Here is a 19489-nt window from a genome sequence, read left to right on the forward strand (position 1 = left end):
GGGCGGCGCCGCGGCCGGGATTTGTCATAACGAGGCAATCCATCCCCTTCATCCCCTTCATCCGATTTCATCCCCGTTCCAGCAGGGCCAGCGCCGGGATGGGTCGGGACATGAAGATCAACTTCGCGCCGCCCCACCCCGGCTAGGGCCCTGCTGGAACGGGGATGAATAGGATCCAGGGGAAAAGGCAGGATAAAGAATGCCAGGTCCAAGCTGGAGCCGGATCCCAGAGATCAACCCGCCAGGGTTTGCCGACACTCCCTATTCCGGAGCCACCACCCGCTCCCCGGGATCCTCCGGCACGACGAAGGACAGGTCCTCCAGTTCCGTGATGCCGGCGGCGAGCTGCTCCAGGAGCAGGGCGGGGTCGTGGCGGAAGAAACCGGTGCAGGGGCCGTCCAGGGGCTCCCGGCGGGCCTCGGCGTCGGCCATGCGCGCCGCGAGTCCGAACCAGGTGATGAGGTCGGCGGCCACGGCGCCCTGGGCGGCCAGGCCCTGGGCCTCGAACTGGGCCAGGATGAAGTCCCGCTGGCGGTCGAGAATATCGCCCTCCTCCGGGTGGTCCGCGAACCGGCTGAAGAGTTCGGAGGGCTCCATCCCCAGGGCGCTCTGGACGATGGCGAACCACGGCACGGCCTTGCCGTCGTTGTAGAAGGCGTCGCAGGCCCGGGCGACGCGGGCGGCCTGGGCCAGGTCCGCGGCGGGGAAGGCCGGGGAGCCGGTGACGAGGTAGGGGCTCGCGGGCTGGTGCTCCAGGCGGAACGAAGGGGCCGTTTCGAAGAGCCGGGTGCCGGGCAGGACCGCCAGGCAGAAGATGTCCAGGTGGTTGGGGGCCAGGCCCAGGGCGAAGTCCAGGCTGGCCTTGAAGCCCTCCAGGTCGTCCCCGGGCAGGCCGTAGATGAGGTCGAACCCGTAGGTGGCCCCGGCGCGGTGGAGGAGGAGGATCCGGCTTTCGAAGGCGTCCGGGTCGATCCTGCGGTTGATGTTGCGCAGCACCGCGTCGTGGGCGCTCTGGAGGCCGATCTGGAGGGTGCAGCGGATGGACGCGAAGAGCCCGGCCAGCTCCCGGTCGATGAATTCGCTGCGGATCTCGAAGAAGAAGTGGATGGCCGGGGCCTCGGCGGCGATGAGGCGCAGCACGGCCTTGGCCCGTTCCCGGTCGAAGTTGAAGGTGGGGTCCAGCACGAAGACCTGGCTGACGCCCTTGGCCTCGAAGAGGCGCAGCTCCGCCTCCACCCGCTCCATGGGAATGCGCCGGGTGCCCGAACCCCCGCGGGACTCGAAGCAGAAATCGCACTTGAAGGGGCAGCCGCGGCTCAGTTCCCACAGCTGGCCCGGGTAGGCCGCGGGGTCCAGGGTCCCGTCCAGGTAGGGGCTGGGCAGCGCGGCCAGGTCGGCCACGGGGGCGGGGCGGAGCCGGGCCTGCAGGGTGCGGGGATCCAGGCCCCGGAGGAGGTGGGTGACGGCCTCCACGATGAGGTCCTCGCCCTCCCCGGGAAGCACGAGGTCCATGGCGGGATCGGCCAGCACGCCCCCGGGGTCCGCGGTGGCCTCGGAACCGCCGGCGAAGATCACCAGGTCCGGCTTCCGCGCCCGCAGCACCCGGGCCACGGCCAGGGCCCGGCCGCGGTTCCACAGGTACATGGAAAAGCCCACCCACCGGGGATCGTCCTCCAGGATCCGGTCCGCGCAGGCTTCGGGGCTCTGGTCCAGGTAGAGGTCCAGCACCCGCACGGCGACCTCCGCGCCGAAGGAGCGCCGCAGCACCGAGGCCAGCATGGCCGGTCCCAGGGGCACCGCCCGGGCCGAGGGTTCCAGATGTAGGGCCACCAGAACCAGGTCCATGCGTGCCGCCTCCCCCTGAATCATAGGCGGGACCGCGGGGAAAGGGCATCGGCGCGGCCCGGAGGGCGGTATATTTTTCCCCATGATCGTCGCCGTCCTCGTGGGATTCGCCTTCGGCTTCATCGGCTCCATGCCGGTGGCGGGGCCCATCGCCCTGCTGGTGCTGCGCCTGGGGCTCAACCACGACGCGCGCCACGCGCGGTACGTGGCCATCGGCGGGGCCGTGGCGGAGGGGCTCTATTCCCTGGCGGCCTTCTGGGGGCTCAGCACGGTGCTGGACCGGCACCCCCGGGTCCTGCCCGCCAGCCGCCTGGTGGGGGCGGTGTTGTGCCTGGTCCTGGGCATCGTCCTGCTGCTCCACCGGCCCAAGCCCGGGCCCCCGCCGGGCCAGCCGGAACGCAGGAAGGGCACCAAGCGCAGCCTCCTGGGGGGATTCCTCCTCACGGCCCTGAACCCCACCCTGCTGGTCACCTGGACGGCGGCCCTGGCCGCGCTCCACGCCACCGGCCTGGTCACCCTGTCCCCGGAGCGGGCCGTGCCCTTCGCCCTGGCGGTGTTCGTGGGCATCGTGGCCTGGTTCTCCACGCTGCTGTGGCTGGTGCGCCGGTTCAAGGGGCGCTGGAGCCCGGCTTCGGTGGAGTGGTTCATCAAGGGCATGGGGGCCGTGCTGGTGGGCGCGGCGGGGGTGGTGCTGCTGCGGGCGCTCATCGGGTAGGCCGGGACGTCCGGGTGCATACTGGATGCCCTGGAGGATCTCCCATGGCATTCCTGCTCCAACTGCCGCCCTGGCCCCACAAGGTGGATGGCGGCGTCCTCCTCCTGGTGGCGGCCCTCTTCCTGGCTTCGGTGCTGGCGCACCGCTACTGGCGGGCCACGATCCGCCTGGAGGACGAGGGGGAGGCCCGGGAACTGGACGCCCGGCGCGCCCTGGAGCGCTACCGGGAGGCCTTCCGGGGCCTGCCGGCCCCGGCGGCCTTCGCCGACCGCGCCACGGGCCTGGTGATGGAGGCCACCCCCGGCTGGGCCGGGCAGGACCTGCCCGCCCCCGGGGAGCCCGTCTTCCGGGATGACCCGGCCCTGGAGGCCGCGTGGCGGGCCATTCCCGGCCCCGGGCCCGACCACAGGCCGGCGGATCCCGGGCCCCTGACCCTCCGGGGGCGGGCCTTCACGGCCACCTGCCTGGGCGGGGCCAGCCTCGGGGTGGTGCTCCTGGTGCCAAGGGAGGGCTGAAAAGGGCCTTCCCGCGATAAACTGGTTTTTTGCCCGGAAGGAATGGAGACCGCATGCAGCTCAGCCAGTACCGCCAAGTCCGCATCGAGAAGCTGGAAAAGCTCAAGGCCCTGGGCCTGGACGTTTGGCCCCGCAAGGCCGAGCGCACCCACGGCATCGGGGAGCTCCTGGAGGCCCACGACCGGGAGGGGGCCAAGACCTCCGGCGAGGACCTGGAGGCCCTGGGCCAGGTGGTGAGCGTCATGGGCCGGGTCATCGCCATCCGGGAAATGGGCAAGAGCGTGTTCGCCACGGTCACGGAAATGGGGCTCAAGCTCCAGGTGTACTTCCGCATGAACGACCTGGCCGAGCCCGGATGGGAGGTGGTCAAGCTGCTGGACCTGGGCGATTTCATCTCCGTCACGGGCCCGGTCATGCGCACGCGCATGGGCGAACTGTCCGTGCGGGCCCAGCGCATCCAGTTCCTCACCAAGGCCCACAAGCCCCTGCCGGAGAAGTGGCACGGGCTGCAGGACAAGGAGGTGCGGTACCGCAGGCGCTACCTGGACCTGGTGGCCAACCCCGACGTGCTGCTCACCTTCCAGACCCGCAGCCGCATCCTCGCCAAGGTGCGCGCCTACATGGAGGGCCAGCGCTTCCTGGAGGTGGAGACCCCCATGATGCAGCCCATCCCGGGCGGCGCAACGGCCCGGCCCTTCGTGACCCACCACAACGCCCTGGACATCCCCCTCTACCTGCGCATCGCCCCCGAACTCTACCTCAAGCGCCTCATCGTCGGTGGCTTCGAGCGGGTCTTCGAGATCAACCGGAGCTTCCGCAACGAGGGCGTCTCCATGCGCCACAACCCCGAGTTCACCATGATGGAGAGCTACGCGGCCGGCGAGGACCTGCGGGACGTGATGGTGCTCACGGAGAACCTCTTCGAGACCGTGGCCCAGCACCTGGGCGCCGTGGAGCGGCCCTTCGGCGTGGACGCCGAGGGCAACCCGCGGCTGATCAGCTACCAGACCCCCTTCCGCCGCATGACCCTCAAGGACGCCACCGCCCATTTCGGCGGCTTCGACCGGGCCCTCCTGGAGGACCCGGCCCAGATCCTGCGCCTGGCCCGGGAGGCCCACGTGGAGGACGCCGAGAAGCAGACCTCCGGCGCCCTGCTGGGCGCGCTCTTCGAGCACCACGCGGAGAAGGAGCTCATCCAGCCCACCTTCATCACCGAGTACCCCGTGGAGCTGAGCCCCCTCACCAAGAACCTCCCCGGCGACGCCCAGTTCGTGGACCGGTTCGAGCTCTTCATCGGGGGCATGGAACTGGCCAACGCCTACTCGGAGCTCAACGATCCCGTCGTTCAGCTGGAGCGCTTCCAGGCCCAGCTCGCCGAGCGCGAGGCGGGCAACGACGAGGCCATGCTCCTGGACGAGGACTTCATCGAGGCCCTGGAGCACGGGTTCCCGCCCTGCGGCGGCCTGGGGGTGGGCATGGACCGCCTCGTCATGCTCATGACGGACAGCTCCAGCATCCGCGACGTGCTGCTGTTCCCCCTCATGCGCCCGGGGACCAAAGGCGCCGGGGACGAGGACGAGGCGTAAACCCGGCCACCGCCTCCCCCAGGGAGGCCAGGAAGGCCGTGACCACGGCCAGCTCCAGCCCCAGCTCCCGGGCCGCCCCGGCCACGGTGGCCGCCTGGGCCCGCACCAGGAGGTAGGCCGTGGCTTCCGTCAGCTCCCGCCACCGGATGAAGCCCTGGGCGTCCCGGCTGGCCAGGAGGTGGCAGGCGCCGGGGCGGGGCGCGGGGGCCTCCCAGGTGGCCTCGTGGACCCGGTGGGCGTAGGTCAACACCTGGGTGGGCGGCGCCAGCACCAACCGGTCCCCGGGCCGGGGGGAAGCCCGGAGATCCCCCGGGAGGGCTTCGTCCGGAAGGTGTTCCACCAGCTGCTTCACCAGTTCGAAATGGGCCAGTTCCAGGAGGAAGGGCCACCGCTCCCGCCCCCAGCCCGAGGTGGCCATCCAGCCCAGGAAGGTGGGCGAGATATCCCGGTAGTAGGGGCTCCGGAAGATGCGCGTGGCCAGGAAGGCGGCCCGGCAGGCCTCCCAGGCCCCGGCCCCCTCCAGCAGCGTGCGGGTGAGGGGGAAGTCCAGGTCGATGGGTTCCCAGATATCCTCCCGCACGGCGTCCCGGTAGTACAGCAGCCGGCTCCGGAAGCGGCGGAAGGCGGCCCGGTCCCCCTCGGGCAGGCCCCGGGCCGCGGCGAAGGCGGCCGGATCGGCCTCGAAGGCGCTGGCGTCCGGATCCAGGGCCAGGGCCGCGAGGCTGCGCTGCAGGGCGAGGACCGGGTCAGGCATGGGCGCCCAGCACCTGGTCGTAGACCTCCTGCAGCGCGGCCCGCTCCGCCAGGAGCTCCGCCAGGGGCGGGATGGCGTTGTCCCGCTCCAGCAGCACCGGCACGGGCCGGCCGATGCGGGGCAGGACGAAGCGCAGGAGATCCACCACCGGATCGGCCACGGGCGCGCCGTGGGTGTCGATGACCAGATCCTCGTAGCGGTCGTGGCCGGCGATGTGGATCTGGGCGACGCGGTGCAGGGGCATGCCCTCGAACCAGCGGTACGGGTCGAAGCCGAAGTTCAGGGAATTCACGTAGACGTTGTTGATGTCCAGGAGCCAGCCCGCGTCGGCCCCCTCCAGCACCTCGGCGATGTAGGCCGCCTCGTCCATCTCCGATTCCCCCAGTTCGGCGTAGTAGGTGACGTTCTCCAGGAGGAAGGGCACCGGGAGCCTTGGCTTGAGCTCCCGCACCCGGGCGGCGGCGTGGCGCGCGGAGGCCCGGGTGAAGGGCATGGGCAGGAGTTCGTGGGTGGTGGCGCCGTCCACGGAGGTGAAGCAGAGGTGCTCCGAGTGCCAGGGGCTGCCGGATTCCAGGAGGAAGGTGGCCAGGTCGGCCAGGTAGGCGTCGTCGAAGGGGTCGAAGCCGCCCACCGAGAGGCTCAGGCCGTGGGAGATCACCGGGTCCCGCGCCAGGATGGCGCGGGTGAGGGCGGCGGTGCGTCCCCCGTCCCCCAGGACGTTCTCCGGGGCGATCTCCCAGAAGGGCACCGGCACGGCCTGCCGGGCCACCTCCTCCAGGTGGGGAAGGCGCAGGCCCAGGCCGACCCCGGCCAGGGGCATCTCAGTGGCCCCAGCCGCAGCGGGGCTGGGTGGCGCAGCGGCGGCCGCAGCGGGGCACCCCCGCGCATCGCCGTCCGCACCGCGGGATGCCCGCACAGCGGCGCCCGCCGCAACGGGGCACCCCCGCACAGCGCCGGCCGCCGCACAGGCCCTCCACGGACGCGGTGAGGACGGTCTGGCCCTCCGGGGCGACCTCCCGGGCGGAGAGGGTGGGGGCGGGCGCGGCCGGAAGGGCCGAACTGGCGGCGAAGAGGGTGGCGATTCCGATGAGTTTGGTGATCATGGTGCGCTCCGCGCGGCGCTGGCCGCACTGGGATCCCTGGGGATCCGAAGGGGATGGGGGCCCGGCGTGCCGCCAGGCCTGGGTGCGGGGACAGGGTTGTTGTCCATGGATAACGTACCGAATTTCACCCCTATTGATCGGGTGTCGACCACGGCTACTTGAGGCCAAATTCCCTATTAAAATTCGATTAAATGGTTGTTTCCACACGCATTTTAAAGCCAAGGGCCACGGTCCTAAGAGGCCGTGGCTCTTGGGGATTCATTCGTCAATTCATGTCGGGCCCCTCAGTTGCCCGCAGGTTCCTTTGCTTCGGCCGGGATCGCGATAGGGGCCGGCCGGGGCCAGTCCACCACGGCCTGGTTGAGGCGCTCCCAGTGGCCCTTGAGGGGGACCCGCTCCTGGACGAATTCCATGCCCTTGGGCACCAGGCGGATCAGGTGGTCGCTTCCCGCCCGGTAGTAAGCGAGGCGGGTGCGCTGGCCCCTGCGGTTGGCCTTGAAGGGGAAGAGCCAGTGGCACCGGGGCCCCTCAGCGGCGGGCTCGATGCCCTTGAGATCGGCCTTCATGGTGGTGGCGCCGTGGGCGCCCACGATCCACATCTGGTGCTGGCCGGGGCGGGTGTAGGCCAGCTGCTCGGTGCCGTTGCCCAGGAAATCACCCGTGGCCGCCAGGAGGTTCTGGTCCACGGCCAGGTCGCTGGTGTCGGCGGGGATGAGCTCGCACCGGGCGGTTTCCGCGCCCTTCTCGAAATGGCCGGCCACGAAGCCCTGGGCGGGCTTGGGGAGCCGGGCCGCGTTGGTGAGCACCTTCCAGCCGGGCGCGCCCCGGCGGGCGTGGATGAGATCCGAAACGCCCGTGCCGGTCATGTCCAGGGGGACCATGAAATCCCCTTCCCCCAGGCCGCCCAGGTCCGCCGGCTCGCCGCCCCCGGGGGCGGCCAGCATGGGGAAGGCCATGCCCTCGGCCGAATCCTGGGCCACGATGCGCAGGGCCCCCTTGTCCATGGCTTCGATGCGCTGGAGGGGGGGCAGGGGGTGGATCGCCCCCTCGCCCTGGCTGTCGGGAGCGGGCTTGAAGACGCCGTGGAGGAGGGCGTGGGTGGGAGGTGGGGCGGCGTGGGCGGTGCACAGGCCTGCGGCCAGGGCGGCCCCGAGGAGGAAGCGTTGCATGACGGTGCTCCTTTATGGATGAAAAATGGTCGTTGTGGCGCGCCATTCCAGGAGTGCCCTGAAGGGCCCCCAGGTTCTGGCGGGCGGCCGCCTCGCGGTTTGAAAAAATAAATAGTATTAAAACGCCAGGGCTTGGGGCAGAATCGGCACCCGGATCCCACCCCGTTCATTGAGCCCTTGGGGCTGATAAAACACGCACTTCGGTGCGAGAAGCCATTAATGATTGCCGGTTTATCCAATTCACAAGGGGGAGATATGAGTATTTCACTCTCTACGCGTCTTCACCTCATCGTGGGGGGCGCCTGCGCGAGCCTCGCCATCCTCGCCCTCCTGGGCCTGGCGAGCCTCCGGTCCAGCCTGAACCAGGAGCGCCGGTCCCAGATCGCGACCCTCCTCGACACCTCGGAAAACCTCTGCGCCCACTACCACGAACTGGCCCAGAAGGGCGAAATCACCGAGGACCAGGCCAAGGCCCGGGCGGCGGAGGCCCTGGGGGCGCTGCGGCACGAGGACACCTACTTCTTCGTGCGGGACGCCCAGGACGTCATGCGCGTCCACGTGAACCCGGCCCGGGTGGGGAAGGTGGATCCCGGGTTCAAGATGCCCGATGGCCGGTCCTCCGGCGCCGTGGGCCGGGAGATGCTGGCCAAGGACCGCATCGCCTACATGGAGATCCGCAACGCCAAGCCGGGCGGCACGGAACTGCTGCCCAAGCTCAACGGCCTCATCGAATTCAAGCCCTGGGGGTGGGCCATCGGGATCGGGTTCTTCACGGACGACATCCAGGCGGCCTTCTGGGCCCAGGCCTGGCGCCAGCTGCTGGTGGGGGTGGCCCTCCTGGCGGTCATGGCCCTGGTGGCCACGCGGCTCTCCAAGAGCATCCTCGGGCAGCTGGGGGGGGATCCGGGCTACGCCACCGAAATCGTCCGCCAGATGGCGGGCGGGGATTTCCGCATGAACATCCAGCACGGGGGCAGCCCGGACAGCCTGCTGGGGTCCATGGCCCACATGGAAAAGGATCTGCGGACCATGATCCACGGCATCATGGACGTGTCGGCCCAGTCCGCCTCGGGCACCACGGAGCTTTCCGCCGCGGCCGGGGAGCTGAACCTCACCACCCTGGATCTCAGCCGGAGCGCGGACCAGCAGCGGGAGGCCATGATGTCCTCGGCCTCGGCCCTGGAGCAGGTGACGGCCTCCATCCGGGCCGTGTCGGAGCGCCTGTCCACCGCCAAGGCCCTGGCGGCGGAATCCCATCAGGTGACGGAGGACGCCATCGCCCTGGCCGGCGAGACCACCCAGACCATGGACGGCATCCGCCAGAGCTCCGAGAGCGTCAGCCGGATCACCGTGGTCATCGCGGATATCGCCCGGCAGACCAATCTGCTCTCCCTGAACGCGGCCATCGAGGCCGCCAAGGCGGGGCACCAGGGCAAGGGCTTCGCGGTGGTGGCCGAGGAGATCCGCAAGCTCGCCGAGCGCAGCGGCGCCGCGGCCAAGGAGATCCGCACCCTCATCGAGACCAGCGGCCAGTGGGTGAAGGACGGCACGCAATCCGTGGAGAAGGTGGTCCAGAGCCTCGAGGCCATCCGGGCCAACGCCCGGGAACGGGCTTCCGGCGTGGAGGCCATCAACCTCGCCATCGAGGAGCAGGCCAAGGCCAGCGAGGACGTGAACAAGGCCGTGGCCATGACGGCCCACCTCACGGAGCGCAACGCCTCGGCGGCCACGGAGCTGGCCGCCAGCATCGGCGAGACCAAGCGCACCATCGACGACATCGCGTCCCTGTCCAACAAGCTGCGGGACCTCACCCACGGCTTCAAGGTGTGAGGTCAGGCCTCCTCGGCCCGCTCCTTCTCGAGCTGGGCCAGGAACACTTCCAGCCACTTGGTGGAGAAGTCGCCCTTGATGAAGTCGGGGTGGTCGATGATGCGGCGGTGCAGGGGGCTCGTGGTCCGGATGCCCTCCACCACGATGGTGTCCAGGGCGCGGCGCATGCGGGCCAGGGCCTCGGTGCGGTCGTTGCCGTAGGCGATGAGCTTGGCCACCATGGAATCGTAGTAGGGTGGGATGACCGCGTCCTGGTGCATGGCGGTGTCCATGCGGATGCCGGGGCCGCCGGGGAAGTGCAGGGCGGTGATCCGGCCCGGGCAGGGCGTGAACTTCCAGGGATCCTCGGCGTTGATGCGGCACTCGATGGCCGAGCCGCGCAGGACGATGTCCTCCTGGGCGTAGGAGAGCTTGCGGCCCGCGGCGATGCGGATCTGCTCCTTGACGATGTCCACCCCCGAGACCAGCTCGGTGACGGGGTGCTCCACCTGGACGCGGGTGTTCATCTCCATGAAGAAGAAGTCGCCCCGGGCGTCCAGCAGGAACTCGATGGTGCCGGCGTTGAAGTACCCCACGGCCTTCGCGGCGCGCACCGCCGTCTCGTGGATGCGCTTGCGCAGCTCGGGGGTGAGGGCGGGGCTGGGGCTCTCCTCGATGAGCTTCTGGTGCCGGCGCTGGATGGAGCACTCGCGCTCGCCCAGGTGGATGATGTTGCCGAAGAGGTCGCCCAGGATCTGGACCTCGATGTGCCGGGGCTCCAGGAGGTACTTCTCCATGTACACCGAGTCGTCCGTGAACGCGGCCTTGGCCTCGGTGCGGGCGGTGTTGTACATGTCCGACATCTCGTCGGGGGAATTGACGATGCGCATGCCCCGCCCGCCGCCGCCGGCGCTGGCCTTGACGATGACGGGGTAGCCGATCTTCTCGCCCCAGGCCAGGGCGTCCTCCACCGTCTCCACGATGCCGTCGCTGCCGGGCATGAGGGGCACCCCCGCGGCCAGCATGGTGGCCTTGGCCTGGGCCTTGTTGCCCATGGTGCGGATGATCTCGGCGTTGGGGCCGATGAACACGATGCCGCAGGCCTGGCACACGTCCACGAAATGGGGGTTCTCGCTGAGGAAGCCGTAGCCCGGGTGGATGGCCTCGGCCCCGGTGACCTCGGCGGCCGCGATGACCTGGGGGATGTTCAGGTAGGACTTGCCGCTGGCGGGGGGGCCGATGCAGATGTCCTCGTCGGCGAAGCGCACGTGGAGGGCGTTGCGGTCGGCTTCGGAATACACCGCCACGGTCTGGATCCCCAGCTCCTTGCAGGCGAAGATCACCCGCAGGGCGATCTCCCCGCGGTTGGCGATGAGGATCTTGCGGAAGGGGGGCTCGCCGGTCTTGGCGGCGGGCTTCCGGTTGGGGGTGGAGCGTTTGACGGGGCTCATGGCGCTAGCGCACCCGCACGGCGAAGAGCCGCTCCCCGTACTCCACGGGCTGGCCGTTCTCCACCAGGACCGCCACCACTTCGCCGGCCACGTCGCACTCGATCTCGTTCATGAGCTTCATGGCCTCCACGATGCAGAGGGTCTGGCCGGGCTTCACGAAATCCCCGGGCTGCACGTAGCTGGGCCCGTTGGGGGTGGGGCTGCGGTAGTAGGTGCCCACGATGGGGCTGGTGATGTGGTGGATGCCGGGATCCTCGGACTTCTCCTCCGCCGGGGGCTGGGCCGGGGCCACCAGGGTGTGGGTGGGCATGGCCGGCAGGGGCATGGCCGGGGCCAGGACCTGGGGCACGGGGGCGGGGGCGTCGGCGCCGCCCTTGCGGATGCGGAACTTCACGCCCCCGGTCTCCATTTCGAATTCGTCGATGGGCTCCCGGGCCACCAGGCCGATGAGGGCCTTGATGTCCTCCAGGCCCAGGGCCACGGTTCCGGCGGGAGCCTTGGAGGGGAGGGCGCGGGAGGGAGCGGGTTTCTTCACGGGACTCATGGGCACTCCACGGGGGGCTTCAAGCGGGGGTCGGGGGTTCTTCCGGGGCATCCGAAGCGACGGCCGCCTTGCGGGCGCGTCCCTTCAGGCCGGTCTCGTCGGGCCGGAATTCCTTGCTGGCGGCGTCCAGAATCCCGTTCACGAACTGGGTTCCCTCCTGGTCGCTGAATTCCTTCACGATCTCCAGCGCCTCGTTGATGACGATGGGGAAGGGGATCTCCTTCAGGAACATCAGCTCATAGACGCCCAGGCGGAGCAGGTTGCGGTCCACCACGGCCATGCGGTGGATCTTCCAGTGCTCGGCGAACCGGGTGAGCACGGCGTCGATCTCGTCCAGGTGCCCGTGCACCCCGTCCACCAGGCGCCGGGCGTAGTAGAACGCGTCCCGGTTCAGGTCCTGGATGGCGTTGAAGCCCGCGAAGACCTCGTCGGGGAGGTACTCCGTGAGATCCATGGCGTAGAGCATCTGGAGGGCGTATTCGCGCCCCCGCCGGCGGACACCCATTACTTCGTCCCCTTCCTGGGCGCCGGGAGGGCCCGGAAGAGATCCACCGACTCCAGGAGGGTCATGGCGGCTTCCCAGCCCTTGTTGCCCATCTTGGTGCCTGCGCGGTCGATGGCCTGCTCCACGGAATCCGTCGTGAGCACGCCGAAGATGACGGGAATGCCGGCCTCCAGGCCCACCTGGGCCGTGCCCTTGGTGACCTCGTTGGCGATCATGTCGAAATGGGGGGTCCCGCCGCGGATGACCGCGCCCAGGACCACGACGCCGGCGTAGTTGCCGGACAGGGCCACCTTCTTGGCCACCTGGGGCAGCTCGAAGGCCCCGGGGACCCGGATGAGGTCGATCTGGGCCTCGCTTCCCCCGTGACGGAGGATGCAGTCCGTGGCGCCGCCTATGAGCCGGTCCACGATGAATTCGTTGAAACGCGCGGCAATCAGGGCGAACCGGTCGCCCTTTTCCACACGCAGCTGGCCCTCAAAGATCCCCATGGGAACCCCCCGAAAGGTGGTTGAATTGAAGACAATAGCACAACTGGAGCGAAAGTCGAATCAAAGGCCGTGCTCGAAGGCCAGGCCGGCGTCCACCACGCCCCAGGGCACCAGGTGGTCGATCTGGTCCCGGCCCAGGGTGATGCCGAAGAGGCGCCACACCGCCAGGGAGTAGACGTCGGGGAGGTACCGGCCCCACATCTTCACCGGCAGTTCACCCACCTCCAGCGTGGGGGAGAGGGCCAGCATGAGCATGTACTCGATGAGGAAGGAGGCGTTGGAGGCGATGCGGCCCGAGTACGTCACCCCCGCGCGCTGCTCGAGGATGCGGGCCTCGTGGATGCAGGAGCCGAACTCGCTCTCCACCAGGTCGGAGGCGGTGGTGAGGATCACCTCGGCCCGGAAGCTGCGCTGCCCCCCCTCCACGAAGCCCGGGAAGCCCTCGGCCAGCTCCTGGGGGGTGAGGCCCTTGCCGGCGTGGCGGGCCCAGTCCCAGTCCCGGGCCAGGTCCACCAGCACGCCGGGCTCAGGGACCTTCAGGTCCACCAGGAGGTTGATGTCGTTGTAGCGGCCCCGGTGCTCCTCCTTCACCACGCCCAGCACGGAGGGGTGGCGGCGGATGGCCTCCTCCATGGAATCCATCTCCTCCGGGGTGCCCACGAACTTGAGGCCGATGCCGTCGTCGATGCGCAGGTCCTCGGGCTTGAAGACCAGCACGCCGTCCCGGAAGGTGCGGCTCACGATGCGCTCGGCCTGGTCGTAGTCCTGGGCCATCTCCTGCTTGGAGGAGAGGAGCTCCTTCAGGGGGATGCCGTAGGTCTCGGCCCGTTGCTGGGCCAGGAGCCGGGCCCGCTCGTTGATGGCCCCGGCGAGGCGGTCCGCCACGCGCCGCGAGCACTTCTCGGCGATGCGGCGCAGGCGCTTGATGCGGGCCATGCCCAGGATGGTGCCGTCCTCCCGCAGCCCCAGCATCACGTCCGAGGGCGTGCCCGGGAAGAAGTCCTCGGGGTGGTTCCGGTAGAGGCTGAAGAGCTCCTGCTCGCGAGGGCCGGGGTTCCGGCAGGAGGCCACGATGGCGTCCCGCAGTTCGTCCTTGGAGCGCAGGCGCGTGAGGGTCACGGGCCCGGGGTGCACGGCCTGCTTGATGCCGGTGAGCAGGTCCCTCACCACCGGCGCCGAGATCAGGTTCTCGTACGTGGTCACCTGGGTGAGGAATCGGCCGTCCCCCCGGAGGGGGCAGTCCGCGAACCAGCGGGTGGCCAATTCGAAGAGTTCTTTGCGGTGGGTGATGCTGGTCAGGTGCATGGGTGATGGCCTGGTTAGATCTTACTCTCCCACCGCAAGGGCGGGCTGCTGCTGGGTCATGCAGTGCATGGCCCCGAAACCCCAGATGAAGTCACCGCTGTAGATACCGACGATCTCGCGGTCCGGGAAGAGGGAGGCGAGGAGGTCCAGGGCCACCCGGTCGTTGGGGTCGTTGAACACCGGAACCAGGACGAGGCCGTTGGCGATGTAGAAGTTCCCGTAGCTGGCGGGGAGCCGGATGCCCCGGTAGGTGAGGGGCCCGGGCAGGGGCAGCTCCACCACCTCCAGGGGCCGGCCGTCCTGGTCCGTGGCGGCCCGCAGGCGCCGGAGGTTCTCGGCCAGCGGGGCGTGGTTGGGGTCGTCCCGGCGGGGCTCCACCACCGTCACCACCGTGCGCTCGCCCACGAAGCGGGAGAGGTCGTCCACGTGGCCGTGGGTGTCGTCGCCCCGGATGCCGTCGCCCAGCCAGATCACCTTGCGGATGCCCAGGTGCTCGGCGAAGGCCTTCTCGTACCCCTCCCGGCCCAGGCCGGGGTTGCGCTCCTGAACCTTGCTGAGGAGACACTCCTCGGTGGTGAGCAGGGTGCCGCGTCCGTTGACGTCGATGCTGCCGCCCTCCAGGACCATCCCGGCGCGCCGTCCCCGGGCGCCCGCGGCGCGGGCCATGAAGCCCGCCACCTCGGCGTCCTGCTGGAAGTTGTCGTACTTGGCCCAGGCGTTGAACCGCCACTGCACCGCGCCCAGGGCGTCCCCGTCCCGCACGAAGCAGCACCCGGAATCCCGCAGCCAGATGCGGTCCGTGGGCAGCGCGTGGAAGCGCACGTTGGCCGAAAGGGCCCCGGCGCGGTCCAGCACGCCCCGGGCCCGGGCCTCCATGGCGGCGTCGCGCACCAGGATCTCCACCCGCTCCCTGCGGCCCAGGTGGCGGATGATCTCGGCGAAGACGAAGGGGATGGCGGCGAACTTGCCGGGCCAGTCCATGCGGTTGTGGGGCCAGGCCACCCAGGTGGCGGCATGGGTCTCCCATTCGGCGGGCATGCGGATCATGGCCGCCTCAGTCCAGGAACCGGCGGGGCAGGTCCCCGTAGGCGTCGATGCGGCGGTCCCGCAGGAAGGGCCAGTTGCGCCGGGTGGTCTCCAGCAGGTCCAGGTCGATGTCGCCCAGGAGGATCTCCTCCTTGTCGTGGCTGGCCTGGGCGAGGATGCGCCCGAAGGGGTCCGCCAGGAAGGAGCCGCCCCAGAATTCCAGGCCCAGGCCGGGAGCCTCGTCGCCCCGGATGTTGCCGGTCTCGAAGCCCACCCGGTTCACGCCGGCCACGAAGACCCCGTTGGCGATGGCGTGGCCGCGCTGGACGGTGCGCCAGGCGTCGTACTGGGCCTCGCCGTATTCGGCCTTCTCCGCCGGGTGCCAGCCGATGGCCGTGGGGTAGAAGAGGGTGGAGGCCCCCTGCATGGCCGTGAGGCGCGCCCCTTCGGGATACCACTGGTCCCAGCACACCAGGGTGCCCAGCCTGCCGAAGGTGGTGTCGTGGGCCTTGAAGCCCAGGTCCCCGGGGGTGAAGTAGAACTTCTCGTAGTAGAGGGGGTCGTCCGGGATGTGCATCTTGCGGTAGAGGCCCCGGATGGAGCCGTCGGTCTCCAGCACCGCCAGGGTGTTGTGGTAGAGCCCCGCGGCCCTGCGCTCGAAGAGCGAGGCCAGGATCACCACCCCGCGCCTGCGGGCCACCTGGCCCAGGAGGTCCGTGGCCGGCCCGGGGATGCTCTCGGCCAGGTCGAAGAGGGCGATGTCCTCCCGCTGGCAGAAGTATTGGGTCTGGAAGAGTTCAGGAAGACAGACCACCTGGGCGCCCCGGGCGGCGGCCTCCTCCACGAAGGCCGCGGCCCGGCGGAGGTTCTCCGCCGGCTCGGGCCCGCAGGCCATCTGGATCAATCCGACTCGGTAACGCTTGGGGGACAAGGCGGGCCTCTGAAAAAAAGCGAACCCCCAAGAATACCCTACTTCACCCGGTCCAGGAGCCTGAGCAGCCCGTCCAGGATCGTCAGGGGGTGGGGCGGGCACCCCGGGATGAAGAGGTCCACGGGGATCCCCGCCCCCACGGCGCCGCAGAGCTGCTCCTCCTGGTCCCGGTAGGGGCCGCCGCTGATGGCGCAGGCGCCCACGGCGATGACCAGCTTGGGATCGGGGGTGGCGGCCAGGGTCTTGGCCAGGGCCAGCTCCATGTTCCGGGTGACGGGGCCGCAGATGAGCACCGCGTCGGCGTGGCGGGGGCTGGCCACCACCTGGATGCCGAAGCGGCCCAGGTCCCAGCCGATGGTGCCCAGCACGTTCACGTCCACTTCGCAGCCGTTGCAGCCGCCCGCGCTCACCACCCGCAGCTTGAGGGAGCGCCCGAAGAGGGCCAGGGCCTTGGCTTCCAGGGCCCCGGCCACCCGGTAGGCCTCGCCCGGGGCCGCGAGCAGGTCCTCCCGGGCGCGCGTGGCCAGGCGGAACTCGTCCGTGAAGCGCAGGGTGTGCTCGGGGCAGGCGTCGGTGCAGGCCGTGCAGAACAGGCACCGGCCCAGGTCCAGGGTGATCCGGGGCCCCTCGCCGATGGCCTCGGTGGGGCACGCGTCCACGCAGGCCCTGCAGCCCCCGGGGCAGGGCTCCCCGGGCAGCTCCGGCAGGCCCCGGAAGCGGTCCGGCATGGGCGGGACCTCCTCCGGGAAGGCGTTGGTGCGGTGCCCTTGCCGCAGTCGGGAAGCCAGGATCTTCAGCATCAGAGGTCGAACCCGCAGTAGGAGAGGTTGAAGCTCTTGTTGCACAGGGGGAAGTCGGAGATCTCCTCCCCCCGCAGGGCCAGCGCGAGCCCGGTCCAGTTGTGGAAGGAGGGGTCGACGATCTTGTAGCGGGAGAAGCGCCCGTCCCCGTCCGTCACGGCCAGGTGGACCACTTCCCCGCGCCAGCCCTCGGTCATGCCCAGGGCCAGGTGGTCCGGGGGCAGGGCCCGGGGGGCCTGGACCTCGATGGGGCCGGGGGGCAGGGCCCGGAGCACGTCCAGGGCCCAGCGCAGGAACTCCACGCTGGACTGGATCTCCTGGGCGCGCACCCGGGCCCGGGCGGCCACGTCGCCCATGTCCTCGTTCACGCCCGGGATGGCGGCCTCCTGGAAGGGGCCGAAGGGGTGGGCCCGGCGCACGTCCCGGTCCAGGCCGCAGGCCCGGCCCGCGGGGCCCACCAGGCCGATGTTCTTGGCCTGGGCGGGGATGACCCGGCCGGTGCCCTCGAGTCGCGCCAGCACCGAGGGGGTGTGCCAGATGAGGTCCACGGCGTTGAGGGTGTCGGCCGCCGTGGCCTCCAGGCGCCCGCGCAGATCCTCCACCCGGGCCGCGTCCACGTCGAAGCGGACCCCGCCGGGCTTGAGCAGGTCCCTCCCCAGCCGGCTCCCGCAGAGCGCGGCGGTCATGTTGAGCCAGTCCCCCCGCAGGCGCCCGCAGTAGGACATGGTGGGCAGGAAGCCCACGTCCCCGGCGATGGCGCCCAGGTCCCCGGTGTGGTTGGCCAGGCGCTCCAGTTCCAGGGCCACGGCCCGGATGAGGTTGGCCCGCAGGGGCACCTCCAGGTCCAGCAGGCCCTCCATGGCCAGGCAGTGGGCCCACAGGTGGCCGATGGTGGTGTCGCCCGAGGCGGTCTCCATGTGCTTGAGGGTGGACCGGTGGGGCCCCCCGGCCAGGGTCCGCTCGATGCCGCGGTGCTGGTAGCCCAGGGCGATCTCCAGGTTGAAGACCGTCTCGCCGCTGCACTGGAACCGGAAGTGGCCGGGCTCGATGACCCCGGCGTGCACCGGGCCCACGCCCACCTCGTGCACCTGGCGGCCTTCGACCCGGTAGAAGGGGGCCACGCCGGGCTGGATGGGGGCGGTGCGGTCCCAGGCGTCCCGGGGGGTGCCCAGGGCGCGGTGGTACCGCACGGGCTTGAACCAGGGGTGGCCGAAGATCTTCAGGCCGCGCTGCTCGGCGATCTCCCGCTCGAAGAGGTGGGCCTCGGGGCACCGGGGCGTGATGGAGGGGAATCCGGCGGCGGGGATGGTGGTGCGCACCACCCGGAGCACCGGTCCCGCCCCGGAGGCGAGCACCGCGAAGCCTTCCAGGTCCTGCCCCGCGAAGAGGGCCACGAGGCGGTGGTCGTCCCCGCAGGCTTCCACGATGAATTCCTGGAAGTCCGGGAAGGGGAGCGCCGGCACCTCCGAGAGGGGGATGGCGGTGCCGTTGGAGATGGGCGCGCTGGTCATGCCTGTCCCTCCACCAGGAGCGCCGCCTTCGTCAGCAGGGAATGGAGGGGGCCCGGGAGCCAGGTGCCCAGGATCAGGGCCAGGGCGAGCGCCAGCACCAGGGGGAAGGTGAGGCCGAAGGTGTCCTCGTAGTGGGTGCGCACGCTGGGGGGATTGGGATTGCCCTGCAGCACGGGCAGGATCACGGAGCCCATGGCCGTGAAGATGGCGGCCAGGAGCGCCAGGAAGAGCGAGCCTGCCAGGAGGTGGCCCCCGCCCAGGGCGGTGGACGCGATGCCGAAGATGCTGGTGAAGGGGGCGAAGGGGGGCGAGCCCACGATGGCCAGGAAGCCCAGCAGGAAGCACCAGCCCGACACCGGCAGGCGCCGCATGGCGCCGCTCACGTCGGCCAGGCTCTTGCTGGAGAAGCTGCGCACGATGTTGCCCGAGCCCAGGAAGAGCACGCTCTTCACCAGGGCGTTGGCCGCCACGTGGAAGAGGGCGAAGAGGGTGGCCTTGCCCCCGATGCCCACCCCGAAGGCCAGGATGCCCATGTGCTCCACGCTGGAGTAGGCCAGGAGCCGGCGCAGGTCCCCCTGGCGGATCATGAAGACGAAGGCCCAGGCCATGGACACGAGCCCCATGGCCACCAGCAGCTCCCGGCAGAAGCCCGCCAGGCCCGCGGCGGCCATGATGGAGAAGAACCTCAGCAGGGAAAGGAAGGCCATGGTGGTCACCCCCCCCGCGAGGATGGTGCCCACGATGCCCGGGGTCTCGCCGTAGGCGTCGGGCTTCCAGGTGTGCATGGGGGCCAAGCCCATCTTGGTGCCGTAGCCCACCAGGAGCAGCACGAAGCCGGCCTTGAGCCAGGGTACGGGCATGGCCCGGGCGTTGGCCACGAGCCGGTCGATGTAGATGGGCTCGCCCAGGCCGCCCTGCTGGGCCGCGTACGCCACGAAGAAGGTCCCCAGGAGCGCCAGGGCCATGCCCACGGAGCAGATCAGGAGGTACTTCCAGGTGGCTTCGAGGCTGCGCTTGTTCTTGTTGTAGTAGAGGAGGGGGGTGGTGGCCAGGGCCGTGGTCTCCATGCCCACCCACAGCACGCCGGGGTGGCGGGAGGTGGCCACAAGGGAGGCCATGCCCAGGAAGCCCAGCATGGACACCCCGAACACCCCGAAGTTGCGCTCCATGCGCAGGGCGAGGTAGGCCGGGGCGTACAGGGAACAAAGAGTGAAGATGGTGGACACCACCAGGAGCATCCACCCCCCCAGGGGGTCCAGGCGGAGCCAGGCGTCGGGCTGGGGCTGGAAGGAGCGGGTGAGGGCCAGCAGCACCAGGGCCAGGTGCAGCACCCCGGCCACGGGCAGCACCCGGGCCCGGTGGAGGCCGGGCTTCATGAACCACACGATGGCCGCGGCGGCGAGGGGCATGAGGGTGAGGGCGAGGATCACGG

19 protein-coding genes are annotated in these 19489 nt (G+C 70.3%); 4 read left to right on the forward strand and 15 right to left on the reverse strand.

What is annotated here, in order from left to right; translation table 11 throughout:
* Window positions 1–261 precede the first annotated feature (261 nt).
* Entirely contained in the window at window positions 262–1845 is a 1584-nt protein-coding gene (locus R2J76_RS04055) for a B12-binding domain-containing radical SAM protein (protein WP_316414511.1), read from the reverse strand.
* Between the two features lie 82 nt (window positions 1846–1927).
* Here R2J76_RS04055 and R2J76_RS04060 point away from each other — a divergent pair, with 82 nt between their 5' ends.
* Genes R2J76_RS04060 through lysS form a run of 3 tightly spaced genes read left to right on the forward strand, consistent with a single transcriptional unit; the run spans window position 1928 to window position 4661 of the window.
* Window positions 1928–2560 (forward strand): LysE family translocator, encoded by a 633-nt coding sequence (locus R2J76_RS04060; RefSeq protein WP_316414512.1) that lies wholly within the window; start codon window positions 1928–1930, stop codon window positions 2558–2560.
* 44 nt (window positions 2561–2604) lie between these two features.
* Complete coding sequence (locus tag R2J76_RS04065; protein ID WP_316414513.1) at window positions 2605–3075, forward strand: hypothetical protein; 471 nt, start codon at window positions 2605–2607, stop codon at window positions 3073–3075.
* A gap of 53 nt (window positions 3076–3128) precedes the next feature.
* On the forward strand, window positions 3129–4661 hold the full coding sequence (lysS, locus tag R2J76_RS04070; RefSeq protein ID WP_316414514.1) for a lysine--tRNA ligase: 1533 nt from the start codon (window positions 3129–3131) through the stop codon (window positions 4659–4661).
* On the opposite strand, the gene R2J76_RS04075 is transcribed toward lysS, so the two are convergent.
* From R2J76_RS04075 to R2J76_RS04090, 4 genes are all read right to left on the reverse strand, one after another.
* Window positions 4615–5415 carry an HvfC/BufC family peptide modification chaperone gene (locus tag R2J76_RS04075; RefSeq protein ID WP_316414515.1) on the reverse strand — a complete coding sequence of 267 codons (801 nt, stop codon included), beginning with the start codon at window positions 5413–5415 and terminating at the stop codon, window positions 4615–4617. The two genes, lysS and R2J76_RS04075, sit on opposite strands and share 47 nt — an antisense overlap.
* Window positions 5408–6235, reverse strand: a complete 828-nt coding sequence (locus R2J76_RS04080; protein ID WP_316414516.1) for a DUF692 domain-containing protein — start codon at window positions 6233–6235, stop codon at window positions 5408–5410. Before R2J76_RS04080 ends, R2J76_RS04075 begins: the two co-directional genes overlap by 8 nt.
* A 1-nt stretch (window position 6236) precedes the next feature.
* On the reverse strand, window positions 6237–6518 hold the full coding sequence (locus tag R2J76_RS04085) for a hypothetical protein (RefSeq protein WP_316414517.1): 282 nt from the start codon (window positions 6516–6518) through the stop codon (window positions 6237–6239).
* Window positions 6519–6802: 284 nt separating this feature from the next.
* A complete protein-coding gene (locus R2J76_RS04090; protein WP_316414518.1) occupies window positions 6803–7687 on the reverse strand; it encodes a hypothetical protein in 885 nt (294 codons plus the stop codon).
* A 255-nt stretch (window positions 7688–7942) separates the two neighbouring features.
* Here R2J76_RS04090 and R2J76_RS04095 point away from each other — a divergent pair, with 255 nt between their 5' ends.
* On the forward strand, window positions 7943–9517 hold the full coding sequence (locus tag R2J76_RS04095; RefSeq protein WP_316414519.1) for a methyl-accepting chemotaxis protein: 1575 nt from the start codon (window positions 7943–7945) through the stop codon (window positions 9515–9517).
* 2 nt (window positions 9518–9519) lie between these two features.
* Here the strand turns inward: R2J76_RS04095 and accC are convergent, their stop codons facing one another.
* The 10 genes from accC to R2J76_RS04145 all read right to left on the reverse strand — a co-directional run bounded on the left by accC (window position 9520) and on the right by R2J76_RS04145 (window position 19487).
* Entirely contained in the window at window positions 9520–10947 is a 1428-nt protein-coding gene (gene accC / locus R2J76_RS04100) for an acetyl-CoA carboxylase biotin carboxylase subunit (protein WP_316414520.1), read from the reverse strand.
* Between the two features lie 4 nt (window positions 10948–10951).
* The gene (gene accB / locus R2J76_RS04105) at window positions 10952–11491 is read right to left on the reverse strand and encodes an acetyl-CoA carboxylase biotin carboxyl carrier protein (protein ID WP_316414521.1); all 540 of its coding nucleotides are present in this window, start codon (window positions 11489–11491) and stop codon (window positions 10952–10954) included.
* Window positions 11492–11510: 19 nt separating this feature from the next.
* On the reverse strand, window positions 11511–11996 hold the full coding sequence (gene nusB, locus R2J76_RS04110) for a transcription antitermination factor NusB (protein WP_316414522.1): 486 nt from the start codon (window positions 11994–11996) through the stop codon (window positions 11511–11513).
* The gene (gene ribH / locus R2J76_RS04115) at window positions 11996–12484 is read right to left on the reverse strand and encodes a 6,7-dimethyl-8-ribityllumazine synthase (RefSeq protein WP_316414523.1); all 489 of its coding nucleotides are present in this window, start codon (window positions 12482–12484) and stop codon (window positions 11996–11998) included. Before ribH ends, nusB begins: the two co-directional genes overlap by 1 nt.
* 60 nt (window positions 12485–12544) lie before the next feature.
* Window positions 12545–13789 carry a hypothetical protein gene (locus tag R2J76_RS04120; RefSeq protein ID WP_316414524.1) on the reverse strand — a complete coding sequence of 415 codons (1245 nt, stop codon included), beginning with the start codon at window positions 13787–13789 and terminating at the stop codon, window positions 12545–12547.
* A gap of 21 nt (window positions 13790–13810) precedes the next feature.
* Window positions 13811–14836 (reverse strand): agmatine deiminase family protein, encoded by a 1026-nt coding sequence (locus R2J76_RS04125; RefSeq protein ID WP_316414525.1) that lies wholly within the window; start codon window positions 14834–14836, stop codon window positions 13811–13813.
* A gap of 7 nt (window positions 14837–14843) precedes the next feature.
* A complete protein-coding gene (locus R2J76_RS04130) occupies window positions 14844–15710 on the reverse strand; it encodes a carbon-nitrogen hydrolase (protein ID WP_394366821.1) in 867 nt (288 codons plus the stop codon).
* Window positions 15711–15784: 74 nt separating this feature from the next.
* Window positions 15785–16546: an NADH-quinone oxidoreductase subunit B family protein gene (locus R2J76_RS04135; RefSeq protein WP_316414527.1), complete on the reverse strand. Its 762-nt coding sequence runs from the start codon at window positions 16544–16546 to the stop codon at window positions 15785–15787.
* Window positions 16546–18057 (reverse strand): hydrogenase large subunit, encoded by a 1512-nt coding sequence (locus tag R2J76_RS04140; protein WP_316414528.1) that lies wholly within the window; start codon window positions 18055–18057, stop codon window positions 16546–16548. Before R2J76_RS04140 ends, R2J76_RS04135 begins: the two co-directional genes overlap by 1 nt.
* Window positions 18054–19487, reverse strand: coding sequence for a proton-conducting transporter transmembrane domain-containing protein (locus tag R2J76_RS04145; RefSeq protein ID WP_316414529.1), 1434 nt, complete (start codon window positions 19485–19487; stop codon window positions 18054–18056). The genes R2J76_RS04140 and R2J76_RS04145 overlap by 4 nt, the downstream gene beginning before the upstream one ends.
* Window positions 19488–19489 lie beyond the last annotated feature (2 nt).

Origin of the sequence: Mesoterricola silvestris (assembly GCF_030295405.1) — a bacterium.
Classification (GTDB): Bacteria; Acidobacteriota; Holophagae; order Holophagales; family Holophagaceae; genus Mesoterricola; species Mesoterricola silvestris.

Coding starts and splice junctions, on each gene's coding strand:
- R2J76_RS04135 (WP_316414527.1), bottom strand. CDS start 16,546: ATGCTGAAGATCCTGGCTTCCCGACTGCGGCAAGGGCACCGCACCAAC.
- R2J76_RS04120 (WP_316414524.1), bottom strand. CDS start 13,789: ATGCACCTGACCAGCATCACCCACCGCAAAGAACTCTTCGAATTGGCC.
- R2J76_RS04095 (WP_316414519.1), top strand. CDS start 7,943: ATGAGTATTTCACTCTCTACGCGTCTTCACCTCATCGTGGGGGGCGCC.
- nusB (WP_316414522.1), bottom strand. CDS start 11,996: ATGGGTGTCCGCCGGCGGGGGCGCGAATACGCCCTCCAGATGCTCTAC.
- R2J76_RS04125 (WP_316414525.1), bottom strand. CDS start 14,836: ATGATCCGCATGCCCGCCGAATGGGAGACCCATGCCGCCACCTGGGTG.
- accC (WP_316414520.1), bottom strand. CDS start 10,947: ATGAGCCCCGTCAAACGCTCCACCCCCAACCGGAAGCCCGCCGCCAAG.
- R2J76_RS04080 (WP_316414516.1), bottom strand. CDS start 6,235: ATGCCCCTGGCCGGGGTCGGCCTGGGCCTGCGCCTTCCCCACCTGGAG.
- R2J76_RS04075 (WP_316414515.1), bottom strand. CDS start 5,415: ATGCCTGACCCGGTCCTCGCCCTGCAGCGCAGCCTCGCGGCCCTGGCC.
- R2J76_RS04130 (WP_394366821.1), bottom strand. CDS start 15,710: ATGGCCTGCGGGCCCGAGCCGGCGGAGAACCTCCGCCGGGCCGCGGCC.
- R2J76_RS04060 (WP_316414512.1), top strand. CDS start 1,928: ATGATCGTCGCCGTCCTCGTGGGATTCGCCTTCGGCTTCATCGGCTCC.
- accB (WP_316414521.1), bottom strand. CDS start 11,491: ATGAGTCCCGTGAAGAAACCCGCTCCCTCCCGCGCCCTCCCCTCCAAG.
- R2J76_RS04090 (WP_316414518.1), bottom strand. CDS start 7,687: ATGCAACGCTTCCTCCTCGGGGCCGCCCTGGCCGCAGGCCTGTGCACC.
- R2J76_RS04055 (WP_316414511.1), bottom strand. CDS start 1,845: ATGGACCTGGTTCTGGTGGCCCTACATCTGGAACCCTCGGCCCGGGCG.
- ribH (WP_316414523.1), bottom strand. CDS start 12,484: ATGGGGATCTTTGAGGGCCAGCTGCGTGTGGAAAAGGGCGACCGGTTC.
- lysS (WP_316414514.1), top strand. CDS start 3,129: ATGCAGCTCAGCCAGTACCGCCAAGTCCGCATCGAGAAGCTGGAAAAG.
- R2J76_RS04065 (WP_316414513.1), top strand. CDS start 2,605: ATGGCATTCCTGCTCCAACTGCCGCCCTGGCCCCACAAGGTGGATGGC.
- R2J76_RS04085 (WP_316414517.1), bottom strand. CDS start 6,518: ATGATCACCAAACTCATCGGAATCGCCACCCTCTTCGCCGCCAGTTCG.
- R2J76_RS04140 (WP_316414528.1), bottom strand. CDS start 18,057: ATGACCAGCGCGCCCATCTCCAACGGCACCGCCATCCCCCTCTCGGAG.